The organism is Streptomyces tricolor (genome assembly GCF_002155905.1).
Lineage (GTDB): Bacteria > Actinomycetota > Actinomycetes > Streptomycetales > Streptomycetaceae > Streptomyces > Streptomyces tricolor.
In genome coordinates this window covers 1-4,430 of record NZ_MUMF01000616.1, presented here as the reverse complement: position 1 = coordinate 4,430, position 4,430 = coordinate 1, and the positions used below count along the sequence as shown (strand labels likewise).

At 73.3% G+C, this 4,430-nt stretch carries 6 protein-coding genes and 1 pseudogene; 2 read left to right on the top strand and 5 right to left on the bottom strand.

The features are described 5' to 3' along the window. Positions 1-270 (bottom strand): monovalent cation/H+ antiporter complex subunit F (locus tag CCN44_RS35480; protein ID WP_244204016.1); only part of this gene is annotated, 270 nt, incomplete at its 3' end. Next, the gene (locus CCN44_RS35475) at positions 210-404 is read right to left on the bottom strand and encodes a hypothetical protein (protein WP_059246771.1); all 195 of its coding nucleotides are present in this window, start codon (positions 402-404) and stop codon (positions 210-212) included. The genes CCN44_RS35475 and CCN44_RS35480, both read right to left, overlap by 61 nt. Before the next feature lie 231 nt (positions 405-635). Between CCN44_RS35475 and CCN44_RS35470 the strand changes: the two genes are divergently transcribed. Both CCN44_RS35470 and CCN44_RS35465 read left to right on the top strand, forming a co-directional pair. Beyond that, complete coding sequence (locus CCN44_RS35470; RefSeq protein ID WP_189396961.1) at positions 636-1,193, top strand: VanZ family protein; 558 nt, start codon at positions 636-638, stop codon at positions 1,191-1,193. Positions 1,194-1,293: 100 nt separating this feature from the next. After that, positions 1,294-2,526: a lectin gene (locus CCN44_RS35465; RefSeq protein WP_059246769.1), complete on the top strand. Its 1,233-nt coding sequence runs from the start codon at positions 1,294-1,296 to the stop codon at positions 2,524-2,526. A gap of 18 nt (positions 2,527-2,544) precedes the next feature. Here CCN44_RS35465 and CCN44_RS35460 read toward each other — a convergent pair whose 3' ends face one another. The 3 genes and pseudogenes from CCN44_RS35460 to CCN44_RS35450 all read right to left on the bottom strand — a co-directional run. Further along, positions 2,545-2,790 carry a hypothetical protein gene (locus CCN44_RS35460; protein WP_059246768.1) on the bottom strand — a complete coding sequence of 82 codons (246 nt, stop codon included), beginning with the start codon at positions 2,788-2,790 and terminating at the stop codon, positions 2,545-2,547. Between the two features lie 35 nt (positions 2,791-2,825). After that, positions 2,826-3,849: pseudogene (locus CCN44_RS35455) on the bottom strand (DNA topoisomerase IB). A 28-nt stretch (positions 3,850-3,877) separates the two neighbouring features. Then, positions 3,878-4,430: SDR family oxidoreductase (locus CCN44_RS35450; RefSeq protein WP_086702665.1), on the bottom strand; the 553-nt coding region annotated here is incomplete at its 5' end.

The following is a 4,430-nucleotide window of genomic DNA, read 5'->3' as shown; positions in this document are numbered from 1 at the left end:
GACCGGGCCGAGCAGGGCGAGCAGCAGGGCGAGGTCGACGTAGGACGGGCGGCCGTAGCCCTGGGCGAGGAGCAGCAGGGCCGGGCAGACGACGGAGGTGGTCAGGTTCTGGGCGATCACCCGGCGCGCCGGCGGGCCGGTGGCCACGCCCCACAGGGCGGCCACGCCTCCGCCGCCGAGGACGACGGTCGCCGCGAGGATCCAGCCGTTCACCGCCAGGTCACCGCCCGCCGGCCGGCCCGCGCGAGGACCGCGCCCAGCGCGGCGCAGCTCGCGCCGACGATCCGTTCCAGGGCGTCCACCGTGCTGATGAGGACCAGCCACAGCAGCGCCAGCGCCGCCCACCAGGCCAGGAGTTCGCCGGTGGCGAGGAGGACCGCGCGCGGGGCCGTACGGCGGGTCATGCAGCGCCTCCTCGGTCCACTGTGCTCGGGTTCGCGGCGATGTGTCCGGAGTGCCGCTGGGAGCATCCAAGCACCGCCGGACCCGGGCGGGAGCGGCGGCACGCGGGTCCGCACCCGGAGTGCCCCGGAGGCGTGAACGGAAACCGGGGGTGCCCGCCGGGCGGCGGCATCCCGGGCCGCGGTGCGGGTAACCGACTGTCGGAACGCGGAAGTTGACGACTGGAGGACCGTATGGCCCGGACCGTCCCGCGGCTGCCGGAGTTGCTGCGCACCGCCCGGAGGCGGCGGCCGGCCGAGGAGGTGCGCCCGCGGGCCGCGCGGCACGCGCTGCCGCTTCCCGTCCGGCTGCTGGCGATGCTGGCCGCGTTCGCGGCGATGGTGGCGTTCGCCGTCGTCCTGGCCCGGATCACCCTGCAACCGTCCCCCGCGTCGGTGCCGCTGACGCACAGCAATCTGCACCCGGGGCGCTCGCTCAGGGCCTATGCGGAGCAGGCGTCCCTGGGCGACGCGGTCCGGCAGCTCGGCGGGAACCTGCTGCTGGGTGTGCCGTTCGGGGTGCTGGTGCCGGTCCTCGCGCCGCGCTCCCGGGGCGTGCTGCGGGTGACGGCACTGACGGCTCTGGTGATGCTGATGGTGGAGCTGGTCCAGGGGGCGCTGGTGACCGGGCGGGCCTTCGACATCGACGACGTCCTCCTCAACACGGCCGGGGCGCTGCTGGGTTGGCTGCTGCTGGGGCGGCGGCTCGGGCGGGGCGTGCACCGGCGGGTGCGGGAGCCGTCGGACGGGTGAGCGCCGGCAGCAGGTCCGTACCAGACTATTGACGGCCCCTTATCTCACCTCTTAAATCAAGAGCCGCACATCTTCCGCCCCCCACAGTGAACGGAGAGCCATGGCCTCCCCACGCCTGCTCCGCAGATGTCTGCTCGCCGCCCTGTCCGCCGCGCTCGTCGGTTCGGTCGCCGTCGGCCCGGCACAGGCCGGGACGGCCGCCCCCGCGGCGGCGGCCGTCACCACCTTCTCCGACACCTTCGACGGGCCGGCCGGAGCCGCCGTCGACTCCTCGAAGTGGACGCTGGAGACCGGCGACAACGTCAACAACCACGAGCGGCAGTACTACACCTCCGGCACGAAGAACGCCGCCCTGGACGGCCAGGGCCATCTGGTGATCACGGCTCGCAAGGAGAACCCGGCCGGCTACCAGTGCTGGTACGGCAGCTGTCAGTACACCTCGGCCCGGCTGAACACGGCCGGGAAGTTCACCGCGCAGTACGGCCATGTCGAGGCGCGCATGAAGATTCCGCGCGGGCAGGGCATGTGGCCCGCGTTCTGGATGCTCGGCACACCGGTCAACTGGCCGGACTCCGGTGAGATCGACGTGATGGAGAACGTCGGCTTCGAACCCTCGACCGTGCACGGGACCATCCACGGCCCCGGCTACTCCGGCTCGGGCGGCATAGGCGCGGGCTACACCCTGCCGAACGGGCAGGCCTTCGCGGACGCCTTCCACACCTTCGCCGTCGACTGGGCGCCCGACTCGATCACCTGGTCGGTGGACGGGAACGTCTACCAGCGCCGGACGCCCGCCGACCTGGGCGGCAAGACCTGGGTCTTCAACAAGCCGTTCTTCCTGATCCTGAACCTCGCGGTCGGCGGCTACTGGCCCGGCGACCCCGACGGCTCCACGCAGTTCCCGCAGCAACTGGTGGTGGACTCGGTGTCGGTGACGACGAGCGACAGCGCCGCCGGGGTGCCGATCCGGGGCCTGGCAGGCAAGTGCGTGGACGTGGCCGGCGCGAGCTCCGCGAACGGCACCCCGGTCCAGCTCTACGACTGCAACGGCACGGGGGCGCAGGCGTGGACGGTCGGCTCGGACGGCACCCTGCGGGCGCTCGGCAAGTGCCTGGACGTCACGGGCAACGGCACGGCGGACGGCTCGACCGTCCAGCTGTGGGACTGCACCGGCGGCCCCAACCAGAAGTGGACCGTCACCGGGGCGCACGACATCGTCAACCCGCAGGCGAACAAGTGCCTCGACGTCACCGGCAACAACTCCGCCAACGGGACCCGGCTGCAGATCTGGACCTGCACGGGCGGCGCCAACCAGAAGTGGACGGTCGGCTGACCCCTCCGCGCCGACCGGTCAGTGCAGCGTCCAGGTGTACTTGTCCCCGCCCACGAAGCGGACCACGTCCGGGTCGTCGAGGTCGTGGATGGGGATGCCGTAGGCGGCCGCCGTCTCCAGCACGTCCGTGACGGTCCTGGCCTCGCCGACCACCTGACCGTCGATCTCCATGATCCGGAAGGGCGGCTCGCCGTGCCGTCCCTGGCACACCCCGAGGACCAGGATCCGCGGATGGGAGATGTGGGGAGCTGCTTGTTCGGTCATGCCATCGAGGGTAGAACGCAACCCGCGCCGACGGGTCATCCAGCGGCACCGTCCAGAAGATCGAGAACGGCGGCCTCGACGGCCCCCTGCGTGGCCGGACGCCCGAACGACCCGTGTTCGCCCAGCCGGGTGAGCACGGGCGCCACGGTCACGCCCCGCTCGAACAGCTCGAACACCGCTGGATCGATGTACGACGACCGGCACACCGCGGGTGTTGCCCAGGTAGTGGCTGACCTCGCGGACCGCCCGGGCGATCTGCCGGCGCCGGGCGGCCTCGGTGGCCCGGGCGTCGCGCGGCACCACGGCGACCGCGACGGCGGCCAGCACGGTGGCGTGCCAGGTGCGGAAGTCCTTGGCGGTGACATCGGTGCCGGACAGCCGGCGCAGGGCCTCGTTGAGGTCGTCGCCGTGCAGGCCCTGCCAGCTGCCCCGCTCGCGGAAGACGAGGAAGCGGTCGCCGCCGCGCGGGCGGCGCAGCAGGGCGCGGGCCACCGCGTGGGCCTGCTCGTCGACGAGGGCGCGGACGGTCTCGGTGCCGCCCTTGGCCGGGTAGCTGAAGGTGATCTCGCCCCGGCCGCAGCTGACGTGCTCGCAGAGCATGGTCGTCAGCCCGTAGGTCTCGCTGGTGCGGGTGTGCCGGTCGCTGCCGATACGGAAGAAGCCGAGGTCGAGCAGGCGGACCGCGCAGGCGGTGACCCGCGGCCGGCTCAGTCCGCGTCCGGCCAGGTCGAGCGCCACCTGGGCGCGCAGCTCCGGCAGGGCCCGGGCGACCTGCCGCACGTGCTCGTGCTTGGCCTTCTCCTGCTCGGCCCGGAACTGCTCGTGGTACAGGTACTGGCGGCGTCCGGCGTCGTCGGTGCCGACGGCCTGGAGGTGGCCGCCCGGCCAGGGGCAGATCCACACGTCGCGCCAGGCGGGCGGGATGGTCAGGGCGCGGATGCGGGCGAGCTGCCCGGGGTCGGTGAGAGGCCGGCCGTCGACGTCGGTGTAGCGGAACCCCCGGCCGCAGCGGTGGCGTCGGTAGCCGGGGTCATCGCAGGAGCTGGTGCGCAGCCTCATCTCTCTCACCGGTGGTTTCCCCGGCGCCTCAGGGGCGGCGCCAGTCGTCGCTGGTCAGGTGGGAGCCGGCCTGCGGGCCCATGCGCAGCATGCCGCCGTCGACGCTCCAGGAGGCGCCGGTGACGTAGGAGGCGTCCGGGCTCGCGAGGAACGCGATCACGGCGGCGACCTCGCGGGCGTCGCCGGGCCGGCCGAGCGGCACGCCGGGGCGGCGCTCGGTGTGCACGTCGGTGTCCTCCTGGCCGGTCATGGGGGTGGCGATCTCGCCCGGCGCGACGGCGTTCACGGTGATGCCGTACTCGGCCAGCTCCAGAGCCATCACCTGGGTGAGCAGGCCGAGGCCGCCCTTGGCCGCGCAGTACGGGGCCGCGCCGACCCGGGGCTGGTGCTCGTGCACGGAGGTGACGTTGACGATCCGGCCGCCGTCGCCCTGCCGGATCATGCGCCGGGCGGCCCGCTGGCCCAGCAGGAACGGGCCGACGAGGTCGACGTCCAGGACCCGGCGCACCTCCGGCAGGGTCAGGTCGAGGTACGGGGTCATGGTGCCCGTGCCGGCGTTGTTGACCAGGACGTCGATCCGG

Excerpts from the sequence above, each read along its gene's own strand:
- CCN44_RS35475 (WP_059246771.1), bottom strand. The coding sequence starts at position 404 with ATGACCCGCCGTACGGCCCCGCGCGCGGTCCTCCTCGCCACCGGCGAA.
- CCN44_RS35470 (WP_189396961.1), top strand. The coding sequence starts at position 636 with ATGGCCCGGACCGTCCCGCGGCTGCCGGAGTTGCTGCGCACCGCCCGG.
- CCN44_RS35465 (WP_059246769.1), top strand. The coding sequence starts at position 1,294 with ATGGCCTCCCCACGCCTGCTCCGCAGATGTCTGCTCGCCGCCCTGTCC.
- CCN44_RS35460 (WP_059246768.1), bottom strand. The coding sequence starts at position 2,790 with ATGACCGAACAAGCAGCTCCCCACATCTCCCATCCGCGGATCCTGGTC.